Origin of the sequence: Klebsiella pneumoniae complex sp. WS1778 (assembly GCF_049472055.1) — a bacterium.
GTDB lineage: Bacteria > Pseudomonadota > Gammaproteobacteria > Enterobacterales > Enterobacteriaceae > Klebsiella > Klebsiella quasipneumoniae.
Window position 1 is genome coordinate 1,035,269 of sequence record NZ_JBKGTJ010000001.1, and the last position, 21,030, is coordinate 1,056,298.

Sequence of the window (21,030 nt, forward strand, 5' to 3'; positions counted from 1 at the left end):
TCATCGCTCGCCCGGGCGCTGCGGCGCCCGTTGTTTTCACCCCTGCCTGCTGCAAGCCGTGGCAAAATTTGCCATAATGCGCGCTACTTTTTACCAGCTAAGAGAATCTGATGTCCGAGAACGCTCAACTGAATGGTCTGTGCGACCGTTTCCGCGGTTTTTATCCAGTGGTGATTGATGTTGAAACCGCAGGATTTAATGCCAAAACCGACGCCCTGCTGGAGATCGCCGCCATTACGTTGAAGATGGATGAGCAAGGCTGGCTGATGCCCGATGAAACGCTGCATTTCCATGTTGAACCTTTCGAGGGCGCCAATCTCCAGCCCGAAGCGCTGGCCTTTAACGGGATTAACCCGCACGATCCAGAGCGCGGCGCCGTTAGCGAATACGATGCCCTGCATGCCATCTTCAAAATGGTACGCAAAGGGATGAAAGAGAGCGACTGCAGTCGGGCTATCATGGTGGCGCACAACGCCACATTTGACCACAGCTTCACCATGACCGCCGCCGAACGGGCGGGGCTAAAACGCAACCCGTTCCATCCGTTTGTCACCTTTGACACCGCCGCGCTGAGCGGGCTGGCGCTGGGCCAGACGGTGCTGTCGAAAGCCTGTATTGCCGCAGGTATGCCGTTCGACGGCGCGCAGGCCCATTCCGCCCTCTACGATACCGAGCAGACGGCGCAGCTGTTTTGCGAGATAGTGAACCGCTGGAAGCGTCTGGGCGGCTGGCCGCTGCCGGTAGCGACGCCGGAGTGATAAAAAAAGCGACTTCCAGGAAGTCGCTTTTTTACTGACAGCGGGAATTATTCCGCTTTCGGCTCGTCAGTGTGATATTTCGCCGCGGTCTCTTTGATCAGCTGCTGCAGTTCACCGCGCTGGTACATTTCGATGACGATATCGCAGCCGCCCACCAGTTCACCGTCCACCCACAGCTGCGGGAAGGTCGGCCAGTTGGCATATTTTGGCAGCTCAGCGCGGATATCCGGGTTCTGCAGAATATCAACGTAAGCGAAACGTTCGCCACAGGCGGACAGCGCCTGAACGGCCTGAGCGGAGAAACCGCAGCTTGGCAGCTTCGGCGAACCTTTCATGTACAGCAGGATCGGGTTTTCAGCGATTTGGCGTTGGATCTTTTCTAAAGTCGAGCTCATTGTCGTGCTTCCTTAAACTTCTTTCTACGGCAGTAACTTGTCATTGTAGCGTCCCGAGGGCAGGACCGATAATAACATTTTTTTCACTATTCATATTTTATCTTCTGTTGCGCGAAGTTGCCTTAAAAATATCATTTTGACGCCGCGGGCAGGCGCGCGTTGCGCATTTTCTGTGCGAGGCGGTCAATGTCTGACGCGTTTTCTTGCAATCGTTAACCAATCGACATTTTTGATACAAAAGAATATTAACTTTCCGGGTTTTTATGCTTTAGAATCGTTCCGGTTTGTCATTCATCGTCAGGCATTTGTACATGTCTGTAATTAATCAGGGGATTGCTCAGTGGCGCGGCTAAACAAAATCGCGATATCGCTCTGTGCATTACTGTTCACATCTATCTCATTCACACCACTGGCTCAGGCTTCAGGGCATACGCACGCCTCCGCCTCGCCAAAGGCGTTGCCCGCGAAAAGCGGCTCAGAGCGCAAGAAAAAAGCAACCAGTCAAAAAAGTAAAACCACCGCTAAAACCACCAGTAAAAAGTCCTCGAGCACCCGGCTCCCTACCCGCACTACCGCAGCAAGCCAAACCGCGCTTCATCGTCAGGCCGTCGGCGCCACGAAAAAATGCGTGCTGCGTAAAGGGTATAAAAAGCAGTGCGCGAAAACGGTGGCCGCCAGCGCCGAGCCTACCCTGGCGTTGAACAGCGTCAAAAGCAAATGCGTGGTGCGTAAGGGCTATAAAAAGCGCTGTAAACCCGAGGCCAGCGAAGCGAATCTGACGATCGCCGATGCGCATAAAGTCCGGGTGCAAAAAGCGCAGAGTACCGCCATGAACAAACTGATGGGCCAGCTGGGTAAACCATATCGCTGGGGCGGCACCTCCCCGCGCACCGGGTTCGACTGCAGCGGGCTGGTCTATTACGCCTACAAAGACCTGGTCAAGATTCATATCCCGCGTACCGCCAACGAAATGTATCACCTGCGCGATGCGCGTCCGGTCGATCGTGACGAACTGCAGAGCGGCGACCTCGTCTTCTTCCGCACCCGCGGACGCGGCACTGCCGACCACGTAGGCGTTTACGTCGGCAACGGGAAATTCATTCAGTCACCACGCACAGGTCGTGATATACAAATCACCTCCCTGAGCGAAGATTACTGGGTTCGCCATTACGTCGGCGCCCGGCGCGTCATGACCCCGAAAACCATTCGCTGATCCCGGTCTGCCGCTACGGCGGCAGCCCTCTTCACCTGCCCGTTCTCCGCCCCTACCGTCAGGGGAAACTGCATATTCGCCTCTGTGACCGGCGCTTCCCGACGATAGCGGGTGGGCGACATGCCAAAGTGACGGTGAAAGGTGCGGCAGAATGCCGCCTGCCCGTCGTACCCCAAACGTTGAGAAATACTCTGCATCGAGGCCTCGGTCTGCGTTAAGTAGATTGTCGCGATGGTCATCTTCCGTCGGCTGACGTAGCTCGCCAGCGTACAGCCGGTCACCATGGCGAATTGCCGCTGGAAATACCAGTGCGAGTAGCCGGACTTTTTCGCTATCGCGCTCACCGGCAGGGTGTCAAAAATATGTGCTTCGATCCAGTCAACGATCCCCTGCACTACCGGGATCATTTTCGGGCTTACCACTTCATCTGTTTTTGCCATCGTAGCCATCCTGTGGAAATTGCTGCCGGCGGCTATATTTGTCATACAAATATAAAAATAGACAATGAATTATTGGCATAGCGGCGATTACCTGAAAGCATAGCATCATTAATTAATTGATTTAAAATGCTTATTTCCACTCAGGCGCTTGCGCTGCAGGGATCTTCGAATGACGAGCTGAGGAATGAACCATCGCGGCGAGAGACCCGTGCCCCTGCCCCCTTTAACTTATACATTTTTGCAACATCTACGGGCGTCTTAACGCTCTGCTCCGCAGAAAACGGTTAAGCCTTCGGCAGTTGCGCCTGTGATAATAGCCTTTATCGTTGTAAGGCTTTTCACTGCCTGCGGCAAATGTTAACATTCTCAATACAATAACAGGCCCGGGACGCGACAGCGTCGGGCGGTCAGCACTCGATTCAGGTGAAAACCTCATCTTGTCAATGTGAGATAAAACAAAAAAGTTATAAGGAGAGTAGCAATGTCGTTTGAATTACCTGCATTACCATATGCAAAAGACGCCCTGGCGCCGCACATTTCCGCAGAAACCCTGGAATACCACTACGGTAAACACCACCAGGCGTATGTCACTAACCTTAACAACCTGATCAAAGGCACCGCATTCGAAGGGAAGTCGCTCGAAGAGATCGTGCGCACCTCTGAAGGCGGTGTTTTCAATAACGCGGCGCAGGTCTGGAACCACACCTTCTACTGGAACTGCCTGGCACCGAACGCCGGCGGCGAACCGGAAGGCGAGCTGGCTGCCGCTATTGCCAAATCCTTCGGCAGCTTCGCTGAGTTTAAGGCCAAATTTACCGACGCCGCGGCGAAAAACTTTGGCGCTGGCTGGACCTGGCTGGTCAAAAATGCCGACGGCAGCCTGGCTATCGTCTCCACCAGCAACGCCGGTACCCCGCTGACCACCGACGCCAAGCCGCTGCTGACCGTTGACGTCTGGGAACACGCTTACTACATCGACTACCGCAACGCCCGTCCAAGCTATCTGGATCACTTCTGGGCGCTGGTTAACTGGAAGTTTGTTGCCGCTAACCTGGCCGCATAAACGACAAACCGCAGCTGGGTCCCCCCGGCTGCGGTTTTTTTTAGCGCTTTCCCACCCGTTTATGACTGACTGGCAAAGGCCTCTTCCGGCTGCGCTCGTCCGCTAAACCAGACCAGCAGCAGCGCCAGACCGGCAATGATCGCGCCCATCACCGGCACAAAAGCGTATCCCAGTCCGCCGGAGATCACCGCCCCGCCGGCGGCGGCGCCCAGCGCGTTGCCAAGGTTGAACGCCCCAATATTCACCGAAGATGAGAGCCCCGGCGCCTCATGCGCCACGCGCATCACTCGCATCTGCAGCGGCGGCACCACCGCAAAGGTGGCTGCGCCCCAGACGATCATACTGATGGCCGCACCCGCCTGGGATTGCGCCAGCAGCGGGATCGCCAGCATGATCGCCATCAGCAGCAGCAGAAAGCCTTTCAGCGTGCCGGAGACCGACCGGTCGGCGAATTTGCCACCCAGATAGTTGCCCAGCGAAAAACCAACCCCAATCAGCACCAGCATCGCGGTAATAAACAGCGATGAAGCATGGGTCAGCGTATTTAGGACCGGCGAAATGTAGGTATACAGCGTAAACATCGCCCCGGCGCCCAGCACGGTGGTCAGCAAGGCTGAGAGCACCTGCGGCCGTAACAGGACCGAAAGCTCTTGTTTGACATCCGGCCGCTCGCCCGCGCTGCCCTTCGGCAGGGAGAACCACAGGCTCACCATTGCCAGCAGGCCTAACCCCGCGGTGGCGAGGAAGGACATCCGCCAGCCGATGGTTTCCCCAAGCCAGGTCGCGGCAGGCACGCCGCCGATATTAGCGATGGTGAGGCCCATAAACATGGTGGCCACCGCGCTGGCCTGCTTGTGCCTGGGCACCACGCTGGCCGCCACCACCGACCCCAGGCCAAAAAAGGCGCCGTGGTTGAGGCTGGTAATAATGCGCGACAGCAGCAGCGTAGTGTAATCCGGCGCAATGGATGACAGCAGGTTGCCGACGGTGAAGATCCCCATCAGAAAAATCAGCGCATTGCGTCGGGCGCGATGCGACAGCAGCAGAGTCATCAGCGGCGCGCCGACCATGACGCCGATGGCATATGCACTGATCAGCATTCCCGCCACCGGTATTGAAACGTCCACGCCTTTGGCAATCACCGGCAGCAATCCCATTGGGGAGAACTCGGTGGTACCGATGCCAAAGGCGCCGATCGCCAGCGCGAGTAAAGGAAAGTTGATTTTCATTCAATGACTCCATCAGACCGTCGGGAGGACGGCATAACATCAGAAGCCAAAAGCATGACATCAATCACAAAAAAACAAAAGTGAACGAAATAACAAAAGATTTTTGCAGAATTGATAATAATGGCGGGATACGGGGAGGAAGCCGCGCTCCTCCCTCATTGGAGCATTAGTGCAGAATGGCGGTCAGGCTGAATGCGACGATCACGCCGAGAGCAATAATCGTGGTGATCAGCGAAAACTTTAAATTGGTATCCATCATTTTTCCCTCTTGTTATCCCCACACCAAAAGTGAGCTTGCTCATTTTTGCACAAAAAATCGCAAAAATCTTCCGGGATTTAGGGCGATGCACATTTTTGCTCTTCCACTTTGCCCCAAGATCGGACAAAATCCCACGCTAATTTAAAAGCGTATCGGCCATTGACCCCTTCCTGTCGTTCTGTGTCGTTTTCCCGACGTGATGCAATGTTGAAAATTGTATTCAGGGTGTGTGTAGGCAAACGTTTACGTATCGATGATCAGGCGATCAGGTCAAGGCATGGAGTGAGATGTAATGGCAACTATTAAAGATGTAGCGAAGCGCGCAAACGTTTCCACTACAACTGTGTCACATGTAATTAACAAAACCCGTTTCGTTGCCGAAGAGACGCGTAATGCGGTATGGGCGGCGATTAAAGAGCTGCACTACTCGCCGAGCGCGGTGGCCCGCAGCCTGAAAGTCAATCATACAAAATCGATTGGCCTGCTGGCGACCAGTAGCGAAGCCGCCTATTTCGCTGAAATCATTGAGTCCGTGGAAAAGAGCTGTTTCCAGAAAGGCTATACTCTGATCCTCGGCAACGCCTGGAACGACCCGGAAAAACAGCGTGCCTATCTGTCGATGATGGCGCAAAAACGCGTCGACGGTCTGCTGGTGATGTGTTCGGAATATCCGGATTCCGTCCTGAGCATGCTGGAAGAGTACCGCCATATTCCGATGGTGGTGATGGACTGGGGCGAAGCCAAAGCCGACTTTACCGATGCGGTGATCGATAACGCCTTCCAGGGCGGGTATATCGCCGGACGTTACCTGATTGAACGCGGTCACCGCGAAATCGGCGTGATACCGGGCCCGCTGGAGCGCAACACCGGCGCGGGGCGACTGGCCGGCTTCATGCAGGCGATGAAAGAGGCGCATATCAGCGTGCCGGAAAACTGGATTGTACAGGGCGACTTCGAGCCGGAGTCCGGCTACCGCGCCATGCAGCAGATCCTCAGCCAGCAGCACCGTCCAACGGCGGTCTTCTGCGGCGGCGACATTATGGCGATGGGCGCCATCTGCGCCGCGGATGAAATGGGGCTGCGCGTGCCGCAGGACATTTCGCTGATCGGTTATGATAATGTGCGCAACGCCCGCTATTTCAGCCCGGCGTTAACCACCATTCATCAGCCGAAAGATTCGCTGGGCGAAGCCGCGTTCAATATGTTGTTGGATCGTATCGTCAACAAGCGCGAAGAGTCGCAGTCTATCGAAGTGCACCCTCGGCTGGTCGAACGCCGCTCGGTGGCGGATGGCCCGTTTGTCGACTATCGTCGCTAAAGCATTGGCGGGCGCGGATCACTCCGGCGCCCGCAGCCACTCCCGATTCAACGTGTCGCTGTCCCCCAGGTAGTCCAGCATCCAGTTTAACGCCGGTGAAGCATCATTCTGCTGCCAGGTCAGACAGCAGGCCGCATCCGGAAACGGATTTTCCAGCGCCAGCGCGGTCCACTCGCCGCGATCCACCCATGGCCGGGCGAAATGGCTTGGCACCATGCCGACGCAGAGCCCTGCCGACAGACAGGTGGCCGACGATTCCCAGTCGGGGACCACCACCCTCTTCTGGTTATCCAGCAGCCACGTTGTCCTTTTGGGCAATGAACGCGAGGTATCCTCCCGCACCAGCGACGGCCAATTGCGCAGAACATCATCGCTCAGCGGACCCGCCATCTTCGCCAGCGGATGATCGCTCGCCACCACGCAGTCCCAGCTCAGCATCCCCATATCGCGGAACGCGTAGCGCCCCCCGACAGGAATAGAGCGCGTTGCGCCAATCGCCAGCTCCACGCGGCCGTCGGCCAGCGCATCCCATACGCCGTTAAACACTTCCTGGAAAACGATCAGTTCGACGTCGGGAAAATGGCGATAGAAATCCACGATCATCTGGCGCATCCGCGCGGGTTTCACGATATCGTCCACCGCGATTGACAACTGCCCGCGCCAGCCGTTAGCGATTTGCTGGCACTGCTGGCGGGTGATCTGCATTTTTTTGATAACAGAGCGCCCTTCCTGTAAAAACCAGACCCCGGCGGGGGTCAGCTCCACGTCACGATGACGGCGCTCAAACAAGGGGACGGCCAGCCACTCTTCCAGCTGACGCACGGTATAGCTGACGGCGGAAGGCACCCGGTGCAGCTCCTGCGCCGCCGCGCTGAAGCTGCCGTTACGGGCGACGGCATCAACCACTTCCAGAGAGTATTCAGACCACATTTTCTGCCTGCAAAAATTTTGAATGCCTGTGACAAATATTAGCGTTTCACAAGCCACAATGCACTCCCTACACTCTGCGGCATCGTACCTGTACTCCAAAAATGAGAACGTTATGTCACAACCTGGGAAAGGATTTTTAGTCTGGCTGGCCGGCCTGAGCGTGCTGGGCTTTCTGGCCACCGATATGTATCTGCCGGCATTTGCCGCCATGCAGCAGGATCTCAACACCTCCGCCGCATCCATTAGCGCCAGCCTGAGCCTGTTCCTTGCCGGCTTCGCGCTGGGCCAGCTGTTCTGGGGGCCGCTGTCGGACCGCTACGGGCGCAAACCGGTGCTGCTGAGCGGCCTGGCGATTTTCGCGGTCGGCTGCCTGGGGATGCTGTGGGTGCAGAACGCCACTCTGATGCTGGCGCTGCGCTTTCTGCAGGCGATTGGCGTCTGCGCCGCGGCGGTCACCTGGCAGGCGATGGTGACCGATTACTATCCCGCCCAGCGCACCAACCGAATCTTCGCCACCATTATGCCGCTGGTAGGGCTGTCCCCTGCGCTGGCCCCGCTGCTGGGCAGCTGGCTGCTGGTGCATTTCGAGTGGCAGGCCATCTTCGCCACCTTGTTTGCCATCACCCTGCTGCTGATGCTGCCTGCCCTGCGCCTGAAAGCCGCCGCTAAGTCGGCCACTGTGACTGAAAAGAAAATCACTTTTCTCGCGCTGCTGCGCTCCCGGGAATACAGCGGCAACGTCATGATCTACGCCGCCTGTTCCGCCAGCTTCTTCGCCTGGCTTACCGGTTCGCCGTTTATCCTTCATGAGATGGGCTACGGCCCAACCGCTATCGGGTTGAGCTATATCCCGCAGACCATCGCTTTTCTGGTGGGCGGTTATGGCTGTCGCGCGCTGCTGCAAAAATGGTCCGGACAGCAGATGCTACCTTGGCTGCTGGTGATCTTCGCCGTCAGCGTCGCCGCCACCTGGCTGGTGGGTCTGCAAACGCATGCCTCGCTGGTGGCGTTAATGATCCCGTTCTGCCTGATGGCGGTAGTCAACGGCGGGATCTACCCTATCGTGGTCGCTCAGGCGCTGAAGCCTTTCCCGCAGGCAACCGGCCGCGCGGCGGCGCTGCAGAACACGCTCCAGCTTGGCCTGTGCTTCCTGACCAGCCTGTTAGTCTCCGCACTGATCGCCACGCCGCTGCTGACCACCACCAGCGTGATGCTGGTCTCTATTTTGTTAGCCGGAGTGGGTTACCGACTGCAGCAGACGCCAGAGCTGGCGGCCCACTCTTCCCACGCCTGACGCCCGTCGCCAGAGCCCGGACCAGTGATTAGCACGCTAAGATATTTTTATTGAAAGCCAGTACTTAGCGTCCTATACTAGATCCGGGTTCACATAAATAAAAAATATTTAACAGATTAACGGATGCAGGATGCCTCCGTTTCACCATGGAAGGCCTTTCGGCAAGGGTTATCTCCCTTCCTCTGTTCTACGTCGGATAGCGACTTCACGGATTATCCGTGAGATTTCTCACAAAGCCAAAAAAGCGTCTACGCTGTTTTAAGGTTCTGATCACTTGGGCGTGATGGAGAAGCTATGAGTTCATCGTGTATAGAAGAAGTAAGTGTACCAAATGATGACTGGTACCGGATTGCAGCTGAATTGTTGGGCCGTGCGGGAGTTGAAATCAACGGCTCCGCGCCGTCAGACCTGCGGATTAAAAACCCTCTTTTTTTTAAACGCGTATTGCAGGAGGGGTCGCTGGGTTTAGGCGAAAGCTATATGGACGGCTGGTGGGACTGCGAGCGTCTGGATATATTCTTCCATAAAGTGCTCCGCGCCGGGCTGGAAAAACAACTCCCTCATCATTTCAAAGACACACTCCGCATCGCAGGCGCTCGCCTGTTTAACCTGCAAAGTAAAAAACGCGCCTGGATTGTCGGCAAAGAGCACTATGACCTCGGCAACGATCTTTTCAGCCGGATGCTGGATCCCTACATGCAATATTCCTGCGGTTACTGGAAAGAGGCGCAGACCCTCGAAGCCGCGCAGCAGGATAAGCTGGATCTCATCTGCCGTAAGCTGGAGCTCGAGCCAGGCATGCGAGTGTTGGATATCGGCTGCGGCTGGGGCGGTCTTGCCGAATATATGGCGCGAAATTACCAGGTGAGCGTTGTCGGAGTGACCATCTCCGCCGAACAGCAAAAGATGGCCCAGGCGCGCTGCGATGGCCTTGACGTAGAGATTCGTCTTCAGGATTATCGCGATCTGCACGACAGCTTCGACCGCATTGTCTCCGTCGGCATGTTCGAGCATGTGGGTCCCAAAAATTACGCCACCTACTTTGAGGTCGCCGATCGTAATTTAAAACCCAACGGCCGCTTCTTACTGCACACCATCGGTTCCAAAGTCACCGACCATAACGTTGACCCGTGGATCAATAAATATATCTTCCCCAACGGCTGCCTGCCGTCGGTACGGCAGATCGCCGACGCTAGCGAGAAGCACTTTGTGATGGAAGACTGGCACAACTTCGGCGCCGATTACGACACCACCCTGATGGCCTGGTATGAGCGTTTCCTCGCCAGCTGGCCGGAAATTGCCGATAACTATTCAGAGCGTTTCAAACGCATGTTCAGTTATTACCTGAATGCCTGCGCCGGCGCCTTCCGCGCCCGCGACATTCAGCTCTGGCAGGTGGTGTTCTCGCGCGGAATAGAACACGGACTGCGCGTCGCCCGTTAAAACACAGTCCCCCGCTCACCGGCGGGGGATTTTTTTTTCAGGCTTCACTGACCTTTGCCGCCATCTCTTTCGCCGCCAGCACGCGTTCGACCGTATCGACAACCGCCTGGGTTTGCGGGTCGATCTCGATATTGACGCGGTCGCCCAGCTTTTTCGCCCCCAGCGTGGTCCGCTGCAGCGTCTCCGGAATAAGATGCACGCAGAATCGGGTTGCCGTCACCTCACCTACCGTCAGGCTGATGCCATCGATACCGATGAATCCTTTATAAAGGATATATTTCATCAGCGTCGGGTCCTGTACTTTAAACCAGATCTGACGGTTATTTTCGGAAGTGAGGATCTTCACGATTTCCGCGGTGGTCATAATATGGCCGGACATCAAATGCCCGCCGATTTCATCACTGAATTTCGCCGCCCGCTCGACGTTAACTTCATCCCCGACCTGAATATCGCCAAGATTGGTAATCCGCAGCGTCTCTTTCATGAGATCAAAGCTGATGCGCGCGCCGTTGATGTCGGTCACCGTCAGACAGCAACCGTTGTTGGCTACCGATGCCCCGGTTTCGAGCCCCTCCAGCATATGCGCCGGCAGCTCCACCACGTGGGTGCGAAAATTGGGTTTATCATCAATGGAGACCACTTTCGCGGTTCCCTGAACAATACCAGTAAACATGTTTGGCTCCTGTTGAAAATCATGACGGTATCATTACCGTTTTCGCTATCGGGAACAATAACAGGAGGGCTGAGCGGTTGCCAGCGCGCTTCGTGCCTCGACTCTTTTTTCACTGGCTTAATGGCTAATCCTCGCTACAATAGACTGGAATTTCCTCATTTTTATCCCCTTGCTGCCAGTTACGGCGGCTTTTTTAGTCTCAAAATAACAACAATACAAAGGTGTTCACGTGCAGAAGTATTTCATTGAAGCGCGTCAGTTATTAGCTCTGGCTATACCCGTCATTCTTGCGCAGGTAGCGCAGACGGCGATGGGTTTTGTCGATACCGTGATGGCGGGCGGCTACAGCGCCACCGATATGGCCGCGGTGGCCATCGGAACCTCCATCTGGCTGCCGGCCATTCTCTTCGGCCATGGGCTGCTGCTGGCGCTGACCCCGGTGGTGGCGCAGCTTAATGGCTCCGGGCGGCGGGAGCGTATCGCGCCGCAGGTGCGTCAGGGCTTCTGGCTGGCGGGGCTGGTCTCGGTGCTGATCATGGTCGTGCTGTGGAACGCCGGGTATATCATCAGCTCCATGCATAATATCGACCCGCTGCTGGCGGAGAAAGCGGTTGGCTATCTGCGCGCGCTGCTGTGGGGGGCGCCGGGCTATCTGTTCTTCCAGGTCGCCCGTAACCAGTGTGAAGGGCTGGCAAAAACCAAGCCCGGAATGGTCATGGGCTTTATCGGTTTACTGGTCAACATTCCGGTGAACTACATCTTTATCTATGGCCATTTCGGCATGCCAGAGCTGGGCGGCGTCGGCTGCGGCGTGGCGACCGCCTCCGTTTACTGGGTGATGTTTGCCAGCATGCTGTGGTGGGTGCGCCGGTCGCGTTCGATGCGCGATATCCGCTGCGCCGAGGGCTTCAGCGGCCCCGATTTCGCCGTCCTGCTGCGGCTGGTGCAGCTGGGGCTACCCATCGCCCTGGCGCTATTCTTCGAAGTGACCCTGTTTGCCGTCGTCGCGCTGCTGGTCTCCCCGCTCGGGATCATTGACGTCGCCGGCCACCAGATTGCGCTGAACTTCAGCTCGCTGATGTTCGTTCTGCCGCTGTCGCTGGCGGCCGCGGTCACCATTCGCGTCGGCTTCCGCCTCGGCCAGGGCTCAACGATCGATGCCCAGGTTTCCGCCCGTACGGGTGTGGGCGTGGGCGTCTGCCTGGCGGTGTTTACCGCTATCTTTACCGTGCTGATGCGTAAGCAAATTGCCCTGCTGTACAACGATAACCCGGAGGTGGTGATGCTGGCCTCGCATCTGATGCTGCTGGCGGCGGTCTACCAGATCTCGGACTCTATTCAGGTGATCGGCAGCGGTATCCTGCGCGGCTATAAAGATACGCGGTCTATCTTTTTTATCACCTTTACCGCGTACTGGGTGCTGGGTTTACCCAGCGGCTACCTGCTGGCGCTGACCGACGTGATTGTCCCCCGCATGGGGCCCGCCGGCTTCTGGTGCGGATTTATCATCGGCCTGACCTCCGCCGCTATTATGATGATGCTGCGGATGCGTTTTCTGCAGCGCCAGCCCTCCAGCATCATCTTACAGCGCGCCGCGCGCTAATCCTGCCAAAGCCCGCCACCCTGGCGGGCTTTTTCTTTCTTCAGTTATGTTCCGACGTTGTACATTCCGTTACTCCCCGACACCAAAGACTCACTGATGAGCGCCCCGGAGATGCATATAGTGTGGCCAACAGCCCCGCAGTGGGGTTACTCAGGAAACCAATTCGAGGATTTCAGCATGAAAAAAGTATTAGCTCTGGTTGTTGCCGCTGCTATGGGTCTGTCATCTGTTGCTTTCGCAGCCGACGCCGCGACCACCACCCCGGCTACCGCAGCCAGCCACACCACCGTTCACCACAAGAAACATCACAAAGCGGCGGCGAAACCGGCAGCCGAACAGAAAGCCCAGGCAGCGAAGAAGCATCACAAAGCCGCGGCGAAACCGGAAGCAGCGCAGAAAGCCCAGGCAGCTAAAAAGCACCATAAAGCCGCGGCGAAACCGGCCGTAGCGCAGAAAGCCCAGGCAGCAAAGAAACACCATAAAGCGGTGGCTAAACCGGCCGTAGCGCAGAAAGCCCAGGCAGCAAAGAAACACCATAAAGCGGTGGCTAAACCGGCCGTAGCGCAGAAAGCCCAGGCGGCGAAGAAGCACCATAAAGCGGCGCACCACGCAGCCAAACCGGCGGTACAACCGGCGGCATAACGGTCAGGCGTTAAGGTAATAAACCGGCGCTGAATAGCGCCGGTTTTTTTTCAGGAGGACATCATGCTGCAACGCTATCGCTTCGAATTGCTGTTGGTTATGCTCATCGTCTGCGCGCTGTTTACCCTTCGCTTGATGTTTAAATAGCGGGCTGCTGAACCCATTTACGGGCCGGCGGCGTATAGTCGCGGAAACCGGCGATAATCTCCTCTGGCGAAGCAGCAAACGGCAGCATCTCCGCGTAGCGCGGGTGCATAAATCCTTCCCGTACCATGTTATTGACCATCGCCTGCAGCGGATCGTAATACCCCTTGATATTCAGGAATGCGCACGGTTTTTCATGGATGCCCAACTGCGCCCAGGTCCACTGTTCGAAAATCTCTTCAAGCGTCCCCGCTCCGCCCGGCAGAGCAATAAAGCCGTCGGCCAGCGCCGCCATTTTGGTTTTCCGTTCGTGCATATCCTCCACCACATGCAGCTCCGTCAACCCGCGGTGGGCAATTTCCCGCTCCACCAGGCCGCGCGGCATTACGCCGATGACCGTGCCCCCGGCCTCCAGCGCCGCATCGGCAACCGCCCCCATCAAGCCAACTTTGCCGCCGCCATAGACAACAGCCAGTCCCTGCTGCGCCAGCATGTGGCCAACCCGTCGGGCGGTTTCGAGATACAGCGGATGTTCGCCAGCTGAAGAACCGCAGAAAATACCAATCGATTTCATCTTCCTTATTACTCCTCTCTTCTGGTGGGCGATAATTTAACACAACGGCAACCCTTACGCGCAGGGTGAGACCGGCAAAGAAAAGAGAGGCGAGGCGCCTGCTGGCGAAGAAATATCCTTGTGGTTCAGTAAAATATCGCCGGAGTGGGTAAAAGATCCGCAATCGCATACAATGTACAAGAAAAGTGACGTTTACCTCTTGCCACATCCCCTGCCTGCCGCTAATATGCGTCCCCGTTGTCACCACAACATTGCGTTCGTAGCTCAGTTGGTTAGAGCACCACCTTGACATGGTGGGGGTCGTTGGTTCGAGTCCAATCGAACGCACCATTATGCGTTTATAGCTCAGTTGGTTAGAGCACCACCTTGACATGGTGGGGGTCGTTGGTTCGAGTCCAATTAAACGCACCATAATGCGTCTGTAGCTCAGTTGGTTAGAGCACCACCTTGACATGGTGGGGGTCGATGGTTCGAGTCCATTCAGACGCACCAATCTCGTTTCGTATCATTCCCTCTCAACATTAGCCTGCTGCATCGTGACCGGAAAACGCACGCCTTCTGCGCTTCCAGCCTGAACGTCATCGAACCCTGCCAGCGACAAAGCGAAACCCGATTATTCGCGACTATGAATAGCCTGCGCCATCGCCAGGGCATCCTCCCCTGCCGGCAACCGCGAAGGGGCTTGAGGATCGTTCACCATCCGCCAGACGGCCTGAGCCACATCGGCAGCCTGCGTCACGCTGGCGTTATCCTGGATGCTGTCGAGGATCTGCTGGCCGAGCGGCGCATAGCTCTCCGGGAGCTGGCCCATCGTTCGACGAGCGTTTTCCCCGAAGCGGGTCTGGGGAGCGCGTCCCGGCAGGATCAAACCGACGCGAATATTAAAGGGCCGCAGCTCCAGCGCCAGCGACTCCGTGAAGGCATTCACCGCCGCTTTACTCGCGGTATAGACCGCCAGCAGGGGCATCGGCTGCAGGGTGACCGCCGAGGTGATATTAACGATCGTCCCGCTACGGCGCGCTCTGAACCGGGGAAGTACCGCCTGGGTCATGGCGATAGTCCCAAGCGTGTTGGTGGCAAACAGGTTCGCTATCGCCTCGTGTGACGCCCCCTCCAGGGCATTGAGCATCCCCACTCCGGCGTTATTGACCAGAACGTCAATCTCTCCGGCCTCGGCAATCGCCTCGGCGATACTCTGCGCTGAGGTGACGTCAAGACGCACCAGCCGCAGACGGTCGCTGGCCGGCAACAGATCCTCGCGCGGAACCCGCATTGTGGCGATAACCTTCCAGCCCTGTTCAAGAAAATAACGCGCCGTCTCCAGACCAAAACCCGATGAACAGCCGGTGATCATAATCGTTTGCATCTCTCTGTCTCCGATTGGTTTCTTCCTTTTCATCATAGACAGCCCGCTCCGGACGATATAGGGTCAATAATCCATTATTCTTTAGCAGGAGTCCGGAAATGAGCGACCCGCTGGCGGAAATCATAGCGATGCTCAATCTCAGAGCGGTGCTGACCAAAACCATTGAGGGGGCGGGAGAATGGCGCGTTAAACGTTCAGACCAGGGAATGTCGTTCTACGGCGTGGTACTGGAAGGCGGCTGTCGGCTGGAAATAGACCAGCATGAACCGCAGATCCTGCGCGCCGGGGATTTTATGTTGATCCCGGCGGCGTACCGCTTCGCGTTAACCAGCCTGACCCCGCCGCCTTCACCGGCGCTGGAGACCACCCCGGTGAAACTGGCGGCGGAACACTTTCGCCTGGGAGCTCTCGACCAGCCAGCGGAGATGCAGGCGCTGATTGGCCACTGCGCTGCCGATTCGGATAACGCCAGCCTGCTAACCTCCCTGCTGCCCGCCTTAGTGGTGGTTCGCAACCAGCCGCGGCTGGCCACCTTTGTCGGGCTGCTGAAAGAGGAAGCCCAGGCGGATCGCGCAGGCAAATCTTTCGTTCTGGCGCGGATGGTTGAGCTGCTGTTTATCGAGGCCATCCGATCCTGCGGAACGCTCGCCACCCCCGGACTGATGCGCGGCCTGAGCGACCCGCGGGTCGCCCAGGCAATCCGCCTGCTGCATCAGGCCCCCGCCAGACGCTGGACCGTCAACGCCCTGGCCGCCGACTGCGCGCTGTCTCGCTCGACGTTATTTGAACGCTTTACCGGCCTGACCGGAATGACCCCGATGGGCTATTTGTTGAGCTGGCGCATGACCCTGGCCATGCAGTGGCTGGGCGAGACGGGCATCAGCATAACGGATATCGCCGAGCGCCTCGGCTATGGCTCGACCAGCGCGTTCAGCGTGGCCTTTACCCGATATGCCGGGATATCGCCGGGCAAATATGCCCGCCAGCGGGCGGCGCAGCGCCCCCCAGGCCCGCCATAAGTTAACCTGCCGCAATCGTCGTCTGCAGCCAGCGCTCAAACACCTGCAGCGCCGGCTCCCCCTCGCCGCCGCCGGGTTTGATCAGGCAAAAGCGCTTGGCCAGCGTCGGCAAGCCCGGCCATGGGGCGACCAGCGTCCCGCTGCGCAGTTCGCTCTCCACATACATCTTCGGCACCAGGGCCACGCCCTGCTGGCTGAGTACCGCAGCGATTGCCATCTCATGCAGATCATAGCGCGGCCCCTGCGCCGGATTATCCAGCGCCAGACCGCACTCGCGGGCATAGTGCAGCCAGGCGTCCGGGTTTTGCCGCCGATGAATGCGCGGCAGCCGGTTCAGCAGCCCCGGGAGATCGTCATCCGTCAGCAGCGCGGCATGACAGACCGGCAGCAGATACTCCGCAAACAAAAACGTCACATCCATTCCGGTCCACGCTGGGTGATCAAAATGGATGGCCGCATCAAATCCGCTGCCCGGCAGAATAAAGGGGTCGCTGCGGGCGGCGATATTGACCACGATATGCGGATGCTGCGCCGTGAACTGCCCGAGCCGGGGGATGAGCCAGCGGCTGGCGAAGGTGGGGAGCACGGCGATCTCGAGACTGCGGCCATCGGCGGGCATCCCGCTAACGTCGTGGGTTTCCCGCTCCAGCCTGCTGAGGATCTCGCGGACCTGTCTGGCATAGCGGGCGCCGGCCGGATTGAGCCGTACCCGGCTCCCGATCCTGTCAAATAGTTTGCTGTCGAGGAGCGCTTCCAGACGGGCGATCTGCCGGCTGATGGCCCCTTCCGTTAACGCGAGCTCCGCCGCCGCGCGGGCAAAGTTGCCGTGGCGGGCGGCGGCCTCAAAGGCCAGTAGCGCAGCGCTGCTGGGGATTTTACGACGCATAGCCAATGCTCCTTGTGCGGGCCCATTGAAATTCAGTGACAGAATATCACTGAGTGATGAATAAACATCGTTTTTCAGCGCCATTATTGCCGGATAGGATGAATAAAACTCACTAAAGCGCGTTATGCGCTGAATCATCTGTCTCTCGAGGTCACTATGCTCTATGTCGTCGAATGCGCCTACACCGACCCGCAAAGCGAAGCGGCGTGGAATACCTTTTACAATCGGGAAAAATTGCCGGCGCTGGTCTCGGTGCCCGGTTTTCATGCCTCCCAGCGCTTCTGCGCGTTCAGCGAGGTCTGCCCTCGCTACCTGGCCCTACACGATATCCGCGATGCCGCCGTCCTCGACAGCGACGCCTATCGCCGCAATGGTGGGGGTCATTTTGCCCGCTGGCAATCGGCGATCGCCGACTGGCATCGCCACCTCTATCTCACGACTCACGCGCTGCGGGAGGTGGCTCCTGACGAGGTGCTGCTGCTGAGCGATACCGCGGAAGCCCTGCCCGTCGCTGCGCCGATCGTCCTGCAGCCCGGGGGTCTGGCCACCCGGCATACCCGCTATGCCGCCATCGTCCCGCGTGACGACCTGCATCACCGGGTCACCTCTGCCGCGGTCTTTATCTATCAGCCCATTACCGCCAGGTTGCGTCACCCGGCGGAGCAAGCGTGAGGTCAACATGACACCAGCTCCCTTTTATACCCTGACAGCAGGCGACCTGACGATAAGCGCCATCAGTGATGGTCAGATGACGGCGCCGCTGACGCTACTCGCGGGGATCGCCCCTGAAGAGGCGGCGCGTCTGCAGCGCCAGGCCGGGTTAACCTCGCCGGAGGCCATCGAGATCGGCGCTTACCTGATCCGCGGACGCGGGCACACGCTGCTAGTGGATACCGGCACCGGCGGGGCCAACGGCGTCGGCGGCGCGCTTATTGCCAATCTGGCGCTGCTCGGCGTGCGCCCTGAGGAAATTGACACCATCCTTCTCACCCACGCGCACCCGGACCATATCGGCGGCCTGCTGACCGCCGCCGGTACACCGGCTTATCCCAACGCCATGGTGTTCCTACCCTCGCGGGAAAGCGCTTACTGGCTGGCGCCATCGACACTGGACAACGCCAGCGATCGTGGACAACGTAACGTGCTGCTCGTCCGCCGCATAATGGCGATCTGCGCGACGCAAATTCGTGATATTGATGAAGACGAGCCGGTAGCCGGGATCCGGCCATGTCCCCTGCCCGGGCATACGCCAGGGCATACCGGATATCGCCTTGAGGCGGGCGGAACGTCGCTGCTAATGTGGGGGGATATCGTCCACTTTCCCTCGATCCAGAGCGCCCGGCCAGAGGTGTCGGTGGCATTTGACGTCGATCCTGACCAGGCCCGGCATACACGGGAAAGTCTGCTGCGCCAGGCCGCCCGCGAACGGTGGCTCATCGCCGGTATGCATCTTGGCCTGCCGGGTTTCGCCCGCGTGGAGAATACCGCCTCAGGCTACTGCCTGCGCCCGGTGTGACCTTCGCGGTGAACACCGATCACAGCGAAACCCCGGTCGTGACATTAACGCGACCGGGGCGTGGTGTCTGGGGAAGTGGATTAGCCGTTAACCGCGGCTCTTCCAGCCTTTTTTACTTTTGCAGCTGGCTTTGGTGGCGACCCATGGGTGACGCAGCTGGGTCAACTGAAGATCCTGAGAGGCCGGGCTAGCGGACCAGCGTTTGTTGCACAGAGGCTTACGAGTTGCAATGACCATAAAAACGCTCCTGAAAGTAATGAACAGTTCCCTGGGTAATTCCATAAGTTCAGAATCAGCTTATCACCGCTTAAACGTAGTTATTTCAATCTTTGTTTTGCTATGTAAATGGTGATTGCCACCTGAAAGGTATTAAATTGATCTAGATCAATGTAAGTGCGATTTTTTGATTTCGCCACCTATATTTTCAACCGTTTAACTTCGGCCACCGCTTGATTAAGACTTTTCCTATACCACATAATCCAACAGAAGAGGGCAAGATTATCAGATTTTTATTCTAGTTATGTATGCTAATGTGGTTAATTGTTTTGATTATTCTAGCTAATAAAATTCACTTGGTCAGACCGCCGCAGGCGGTTACTCTGCACCGGCAATACGGGGATTTGTCAGGGAGTGGTGGATGACTACAGGCTATAAACTACTTGGCTATAAGTTAGCGGATAATATTTTCTACTGCCTGCATCATCGGGAAATTATCGCGTTACGTGGGACGCGAACGCAGGTTCAGCTGCGCAGCACCATGGCTTGTTTACTGGAGTATTTGCTGGCGCATGGCAGAGAACGTCTGGTCAGCGATGAAGAGTTAATGATTAACGTCTGGGAAAAAAATAATCTCCGTCCGTCCGCGCAGCGATTATGGCAGGTTATCCAGACCCTAAAATCTCGCTTAAACCAGGCGGGGGTCGAAAGCACGTTAATTGTCCGCGTTAAATGCGCAGGGTATTATATTAACCCTGCTTGCGTAGCCGAAATTTATTCCTTCAAACCGCCGGGCATGATGAATTATATAAATAACTCGCCTGCTGATATGAATAAGCTCCTGGTTCGCAACTAATCTCCTCTCCACGCCGTTTAGATCGCTTGCAACAGGATTTATTCTTTGAATATTTTAATTCACAGCAATAATATTTATTTTAATATCGGCCTCGCCCAGTGTTTCAGAGATATTCAGGAAACCCTGCCCGGTCTGAATATTATTCATTCACTGCCGCTCAGCCATCTGCCCGATCTGGCCGGGATGGATGTAATTATTTTAGCGCTGGAAAACTATCACGATTATCAGGCCGCTGCTGAATTAGCCCAGCGCTATCCCGGTCTGGTGGTCGGATTTACCTCCGCCAACAATGTGAGACGCGGACGCGCCTTTTACGCGGATACCCTCCTGTGGGTCAGCCAACGGGAAAGCGTTCACGAGATCGGCCGCCTTCTGCGCCGGCTGGCAGACCGTAGCCGCCCTTTCGCGCCGCGCCATCAGCGTCAGAGTCACTCCTCCCGGCTGCGAGCCCCACTTAATGACCTGGAGATGCAGATGATTCGTGGCGTGGTCGACGGACAGTCAATTAATCAGATGGCGGACGCGCTGGGGGTTAATCGCAAGCGGGTTTATAACGGACTGGAGCGGATCAAAATGAATTTTCGCCTCGTCAGCCATACCCATTTTCATCATTTTATGACCGCGGAGGCCACGTTTAGCCACCTCTGCGCCGATCTCAGCTGCTATAGACCAGGAGTACGGCCAGCCCGGCAACGACGTGCCGCATCGCGATCGGCCGAAAATCATTCATATAATTTGAATGAGTTTCGCAAATTGTTTTGATTTTAACCACGAGGTATTGCGCGTATTCTTTATCACATCAGGGCGACAAGCCCTATATCAGACACCAGATTAAGGAATACGACCATGAAATCCATCAAAACTTTCGTTGCTGTTGCTGCACTGTCACTGTTCTCTTCCGTTAGCTTCGCCCAGAGCGTCAGCGCCACCGCCTCCACCCTGGACCGTGCTGAAGCCAAAATCGCCGCCCAGGCCGCTGAGCAGGGTGCGTCCTATAAAATCACCAGCGCCCAGTTTAATAATCGCGTCCATATGACGGCTGAGCTGAGCAAATAATCTCTTCGTTCTTTCGCAATGAAAAAAGCGCCGTCAAAAACGGCGCTTTTTTTTCGCCTCTTTCTCCGGGCAGTGATTTCCTGAGCGGCGCGCTGTGGCGTTCAGCCAATTCCGGGCCAATACTTACCGTATCCCCC

Annotated in this window: 24 protein-coding genes and 3 tRNA genes; 17 read left to right on the forward strand and 10 right to left on the reverse strand. The window is 57.0% G+C overall.

Annotated elements, in window-relative coordinates:
• Nucleotides 1-110 precede the first annotated feature (110 nt).
• Nucleotides 111-758: a ribonuclease T gene (gene rnt, locus ACLEXF_RS05330; protein WP_004202881.1), complete on the forward strand. Its 648-nt coding sequence runs from the start codon at nt 111-113 to the stop codon at nt 756-758.
• A gap of 47 nt (nt 759-805) precedes the next feature.
• Here the strand turns inward: rnt and ACLEXF_RS05335 are convergent, their stop codons facing one another.
• Nucleotides 806-1,153: a Grx4 family monothiol glutaredoxin gene (locus tag ACLEXF_RS05335; protein ID WP_002907768.1), complete on the reverse strand. Its 348-nt coding sequence runs from the start codon at nt 1,151-1,153 to the stop codon at nt 806-808.
• A 340-nt stretch (nt 1,154-1,493) separates the two neighbouring features.
• On the opposite strand from ACLEXF_RS05335, the gene ACLEXF_RS05340 reads away from it, so the two are divergent.
• Nucleotides 1,494-2,366 (forward strand): C40 family peptidase, encoded by an 873-nt coding sequence (locus ACLEXF_RS05340; protein ID WP_004189707.1) that lies wholly within the window; start codon nt 1,494-1,496, stop codon nt 2,364-2,366.
• On the opposite strand, the gene ACLEXF_RS05345 is transcribed toward ACLEXF_RS05340, so the two are convergent.
• Entirely contained in the window at nt 2,321-2,806 is a 486-nt protein-coding gene (locus ACLEXF_RS05345; RefSeq protein WP_023318438.1) for a helix-turn-helix domain-containing protein, read from the reverse strand. The two genes, ACLEXF_RS05340 and ACLEXF_RS05345, sit on opposite strands and share 46 nt — an antisense overlap.
• A 481-nt stretch (nt 2,807-3,287) precedes the next feature.
• Between ACLEXF_RS05345 and sodB the strand changes: the two genes are divergently transcribed.
• The gene (gene sodB, locus ACLEXF_RS05350) at nt 3,288-3,869 is read left to right on the forward strand and encodes a superoxide dismutase [Fe] (RefSeq protein WP_004202885.1); all 582 of its coding nucleotides are present in this window, start codon (nt 3,288-3,290) and stop codon (nt 3,867-3,869) included.
• Nucleotides 3,870-3,928: 59 nt separating this feature from the next.
• On the opposite strand, the gene ACLEXF_RS05355 is transcribed toward sodB, so the two are convergent.
• Both ACLEXF_RS05355 and ACLEXF_RS05360 read right to left on the reverse strand, forming a co-directional pair.
• Nucleotides 3,929-5,098, reverse strand: a complete 1,170-nt coding sequence (locus tag ACLEXF_RS05355) for an MFS transporter (protein ID WP_004202887.1) — start codon at nt 5,096-5,098, stop codon at nt 3,929-3,931.
• Between the two features lie 166 nt (nt 5,099-5,264).
• The gene (locus ACLEXF_RS05360) at nt 5,265-5,357 is read right to left on the reverse strand and encodes a YnhF family membrane protein (RefSeq protein WP_002907776.1); all 93 of its coding nucleotides are present in this window, start codon (nt 5,355-5,357) and stop codon (nt 5,265-5,267) included.
• Between the two features lie 292 nt (nt 5,358-5,649).
• Here ACLEXF_RS05360 and purR point away from each other — a divergent pair, with 292 nt between their 5' ends.
• Nucleotides 5,650-6,675: an HTH-type transcriptional repressor PurR gene (gene purR, locus ACLEXF_RS05365; protein WP_004202888.1), complete on the forward strand. Its 1,026-nt coding sequence runs from the start codon at nt 5,650-5,652 to the stop codon at nt 6,673-6,675.
• An 18-nt stretch (nt 6,676-6,693) separates the two neighbouring features.
• Here the strand turns inward: purR and punR are convergent, their stop codons facing one another.
• A complete protein-coding gene (gene punR / locus ACLEXF_RS05370; protein WP_004202889.1) occupies nt 6,694-7,605 on the reverse strand; it encodes a DNA-binding transcriptional activator PunR in 912 nt (303 codons plus the stop codon).
• Between the two features lie 112 nt (nt 7,606-7,717).
• On the opposite strand from punR, the gene punC reads away from it, so the two are divergent.
• A complete protein-coding gene (gene punC, locus ACLEXF_RS05375; protein WP_423265739.1) occupies nt 7,718-8,899 on the forward strand; it encodes a purine nucleoside transporter PunC in 1,182 nt (393 codons plus the stop codon).
• A gap of 294 nt (nt 8,900-9,193) precedes the next feature.
• Nucleotides 9,194-10,342, forward strand: a complete 1,149-nt coding sequence (gene cfa / locus ACLEXF_RS05380; protein WP_004202893.1) for a cyclopropane fatty acyl phospholipid synthase — start codon at nt 9,194-9,196, stop codon at nt 10,340-10,342.
• A gap of 37 nt (nt 10,343-10,379) precedes the next feature.
• On the opposite strand, the gene ACLEXF_RS05385 is transcribed toward cfa, so the two are convergent.
• Nucleotides 10,380-11,015: a riboflavin synthase gene (locus tag ACLEXF_RS05385; RefSeq protein WP_004202894.1), complete on the reverse strand. Its 636-nt coding sequence runs from the start codon at nt 11,013-11,015 to the stop codon at nt 10,380-10,382.
• Between the two features lie 229 nt (nt 11,016-11,244).
• On the opposite strand from ACLEXF_RS05385, the gene mdtK reads away from it, so the two are divergent.
• Nucleotides 11,245-12,618: an MdtK family multidrug efflux MATE transporter gene (mdtK, locus tag ACLEXF_RS05390; protein ID WP_004202895.1), complete on the forward strand. Its 1,374-nt coding sequence runs from the start codon at nt 11,245-11,247 to the stop codon at nt 12,616-12,618.
• 177 nt (nt 12,619-12,795) lie between these two features.
• Complete coding sequence (gene asr, locus ACLEXF_RS05395; RefSeq protein ID WP_135716075.1) at nt 12,796-13,260, forward strand: acid resistance repetitive basic protein Asr; 465 nt, start codon at nt 12,796-12,798, stop codon at nt 13,258-13,260.
• Between the two features lie 139 nt (nt 13,261-13,399).
• Here asr and ACLEXF_RS05400 read toward each other — a convergent pair whose 3' ends face one another.
• Nucleotides 13,400-13,978, reverse strand: coding sequence for a TIGR00730 family Rossman fold protein (locus ACLEXF_RS05400; protein WP_004202897.1), 579 nt, complete (start codon nt 13,976-13,978; stop codon nt 13,400-13,402).
• A 253-nt stretch (nt 13,979-14,231) separates the two neighbouring features.
• Here ACLEXF_RS05400 and ACLEXF_RS05405 point away from each other — a divergent pair.
• The 3 genes from ACLEXF_RS05405 (at nt 14,232) to ACLEXF_RS05415 (ending at nt 14,470) form a co-directional block, all read left to right on the forward strand.
• A tRNA-Val gene (locus tag ACLEXF_RS05405) sits at nt 14,232-14,308 on the forward strand.
• Nucleotides 14,309-14,312: 4 nt separating this feature from the next.
• Nucleotides 14,313-14,389: transfer RNA gene (locus ACLEXF_RS05410), tRNA-Val, on the forward strand.
• Nucleotides 14,390-14,393: 4 nt separating this feature from the next.
• Nucleotides 14,394-14,470 (forward strand) — tRNA-Val (locus tag ACLEXF_RS05415).
• Nucleotides 14,471-14,591: 121 nt separating this feature from the next.
• Here the strand turns inward: ACLEXF_RS05415 and ACLEXF_RS05420 are convergent.
• The gene (locus tag ACLEXF_RS05420; protein ID WP_108433486.1) at nt 14,592-15,344 is read right to left on the reverse strand and encodes an SDR family oxidoreductase; all 753 of its coding nucleotides are present in this window, start codon (nt 15,342-15,344) and stop codon (nt 14,592-14,594) included.
• Nucleotides 15,345-15,442: 98 nt separating this feature from the next.
• Between ACLEXF_RS05420 and ACLEXF_RS05425 the strand changes: the two genes are divergently transcribed.
• Nucleotides 15,443-16,363, forward strand: coding sequence for an AraC family transcriptional regulator (locus tag ACLEXF_RS05425; protein WP_065696989.1), 921 nt, complete (start codon nt 15,443-15,445; stop codon nt 16,361-16,363).
• A 1-nt stretch (nt 16,364) separates the two neighbouring features.
• Here the strand turns inward: ACLEXF_RS05425 and ACLEXF_RS05430 are convergent, their stop codons facing one another.
• Nucleotides 16,365-17,249: a LysR substrate-binding domain-containing protein gene (locus tag ACLEXF_RS05430; protein ID WP_032456178.1), complete on the reverse strand. Its 885-nt coding sequence runs from the start codon at nt 17,247-17,249 to the stop codon at nt 16,365-16,367.
• Nucleotides 17,250-17,405: 156 nt separating this feature from the next.
• On the opposite strand from ACLEXF_RS05430, the gene ACLEXF_RS05435 reads away from it, so the two are divergent.
• Nucleotides 17,406-17,921, forward strand: coding sequence for a hypothetical protein (locus ACLEXF_RS05435; protein WP_064183323.1), 516 nt, complete (start codon nt 17,406-17,408; stop codon nt 17,919-17,921).
• A 7-nt stretch (nt 17,922-17,928) separates the two neighbouring features.
• Nucleotides 17,929-18,765: an MBL fold metallo-hydrolase gene (locus ACLEXF_RS05440; protein ID WP_064183322.1), complete on the forward strand. Its 837-nt coding sequence runs from the start codon at nt 17,929-17,931 to the stop codon at nt 18,763-18,765.
• An 87-nt stretch (nt 18,766-18,852) separates the two neighbouring features.
• Here the strand turns inward: ACLEXF_RS05440 and ACLEXF_RS05445 are convergent, their stop codons facing one another.
• Nucleotides 18,853-19,002 (reverse strand): hypothetical protein, encoded by a 150-nt coding sequence (locus ACLEXF_RS05445; protein ID WP_002907802.1) that lies wholly within the window; start codon nt 19,000-19,002, stop codon nt 18,853-18,855.
• A gap of 400 nt (nt 19,003-19,402) precedes the next feature.
• Here ACLEXF_RS05445 and ACLEXF_RS05450 point away from each other — a divergent pair, with 400 nt between their 5' ends.
• The 3 genes from ACLEXF_RS05450 to ACLEXF_RS05460 all read left to right on the forward strand — a co-directional run bounded on the left by ACLEXF_RS05450 (nt 19,403) and on the right by ACLEXF_RS05460 (nt 20,893).
• Nucleotides 19,403-19,837, forward strand: a complete 435-nt coding sequence (locus ACLEXF_RS05450) for a winged helix-turn-helix domain-containing protein (RefSeq protein ID WP_017899535.1) — start codon at nt 19,403-19,405, stop codon at nt 19,835-19,837.
• A 45-nt stretch (nt 19,838-19,882) separates the two neighbouring features.
• Nucleotides 19,883-20,599 (forward strand): hypothetical protein, encoded by a 717-nt coding sequence (locus ACLEXF_RS05455; RefSeq protein ID WP_064183321.1) that lies wholly within the window; start codon nt 19,883-19,885, stop codon nt 20,597-20,599.
• 84 nt (nt 20,600-20,683) lie between these two features.
• Nucleotides 20,684-20,893 carry a YdgH/BhsA/McbA-like domain containing protein gene (locus ACLEXF_RS05460; protein WP_004202908.1) on the forward strand — a complete coding sequence of 70 codons (210 nt, stop codon included), beginning with the start codon at nt 20,684-20,686 and terminating at the stop codon, nt 20,891-20,893.
• Nucleotides 20,894-21,030 lie beyond the last annotated feature (137 nt).

Bases quoted from the DNA above. Each gene is read 5' to 3' on its own strand.
- rnt (WP_004202881.1), top strand. From the start codon at position 111: ATGTCCGAGAACGCTCAACTGAATGGTCTGTGCGACCGTTTCCGCGGT.
- ACLEXF_RS05335 (WP_002907768.1), bottom strand. From the start codon at position 1,153: ATGAGCTCGACTTTAGAAAAGATCCAACGCCAAATCGCTGAAAACCCG.
- ACLEXF_RS05345 (WP_023318438.1), bottom strand. From the start codon at position 2,806: ATGGCAAAAACAGATGAAGTGGTAAGCCCGAAAATGATCCCGGTAGTG.
- sodB (WP_004202885.1), top strand. From the start codon at position 3,288: ATGTCGTTTGAATTACCTGCATTACCATATGCAAAAGACGCCCTGGCG.
- ACLEXF_RS05355 (WP_004202887.1), bottom strand. From the start codon at position 5,098: ATGAAAATCAACTTTCCTTTACTCGCGCTGGCGATCGGCGCCTTTGGC.
- ACLEXF_RS05360 (WP_002907776.1), bottom strand. From the start codon at position 5,357: ATGATGGATACCAATTTAAAGTTTTCGCTGATCACCACGATTATTGCT.
- purR (WP_004202888.1), top strand. From the start codon at position 5,650: ATGGCAACTATTAAAGATGTAGCGAAGCGCGCAAACGTTTCCACTACA.
- punR (WP_004202889.1), bottom strand. From the start codon at position 7,605: ATGTGGTCTGAATACTCTCTGGAAGTGGTTGATGCCGTCGCCCGTAAC.
- punC (WP_423265739.1), top strand. From the start codon at position 7,718: ATGTCACAACCTGGGAAAGGATTTTTAGTCTGGCTGGCCGGCCTGAGC.
- cfa (WP_004202893.1), top strand. From the start codon at position 9,194: ATGAGTTCATCGTGTATAGAAGAAGTAAGTGTACCAAATGATGACTGG.
- ACLEXF_RS05385 (WP_004202894.1), bottom strand. From the start codon at position 11,015: ATGTTTACTGGTATTGTTCAGGGAACCGCGAAAGTGGTCTCCATTGAT.
- asr (WP_135716075.1), top strand. From the start codon at position 12,796: ATGAAAAAAGTATTAGCTCTGGTTGTTGCCGCTGCTATGGGTCTGTCA.
- ACLEXF_RS05400 (WP_004202897.1), bottom strand. From the start codon at position 13,978: ATGAAATCGATTGGTATTTTCTGCGGTTCTTCAGCTGGCGAACATCCG.
- ACLEXF_RS05420 (WP_108433486.1), bottom strand. From the start codon at position 15,344: ATGCAAACGATTATGATCACCGGCTGTTCATCGGGTTTTGGTCTGGAG.
- ACLEXF_RS05425 (WP_065696989.1), top strand. From the start codon at position 15,443: ATGAGCGACCCGCTGGCGGAAATCATAGCGATGCTCAATCTCAGAGCG.
- ACLEXF_RS05430 (WP_032456178.1), bottom strand. From the start codon at position 17,249: ATGCGTCGTAAAATCCCCAGCAGCGCTGCGCTACTGGCCTTTGAGGCC.
- ACLEXF_RS05435 (WP_064183323.1), top strand. From the start codon at position 17,406: ATGCTCTATGTCGTCGAATGCGCCTACACCGACCCGCAAAGCGAAGCG.
- ACLEXF_RS05440 (WP_064183322.1), top strand. From the start codon at position 17,929: ATGACACCAGCTCCCTTTTATACCCTGACAGCAGGCGACCTGACGATA.
- ACLEXF_RS05445 (WP_002907802.1), bottom strand. From the start codon at position 19,002: ATGGTCATTGCAACTCGTAAGCCTCTGTGCAACAAACGCTGGTCCGCT.
- ACLEXF_RS05450 (WP_017899535.1), top strand. From the start codon at position 19,403: ATGACTACAGGCTATAAACTACTTGGCTATAAGTTAGCGGATAATATT.
- ACLEXF_RS05460 (WP_004202908.1), top strand. From the start codon at position 20,684: ATGAAATCCATCAAAACTTTCGTTGCTGTTGCTGCACTGTCACTGTTC.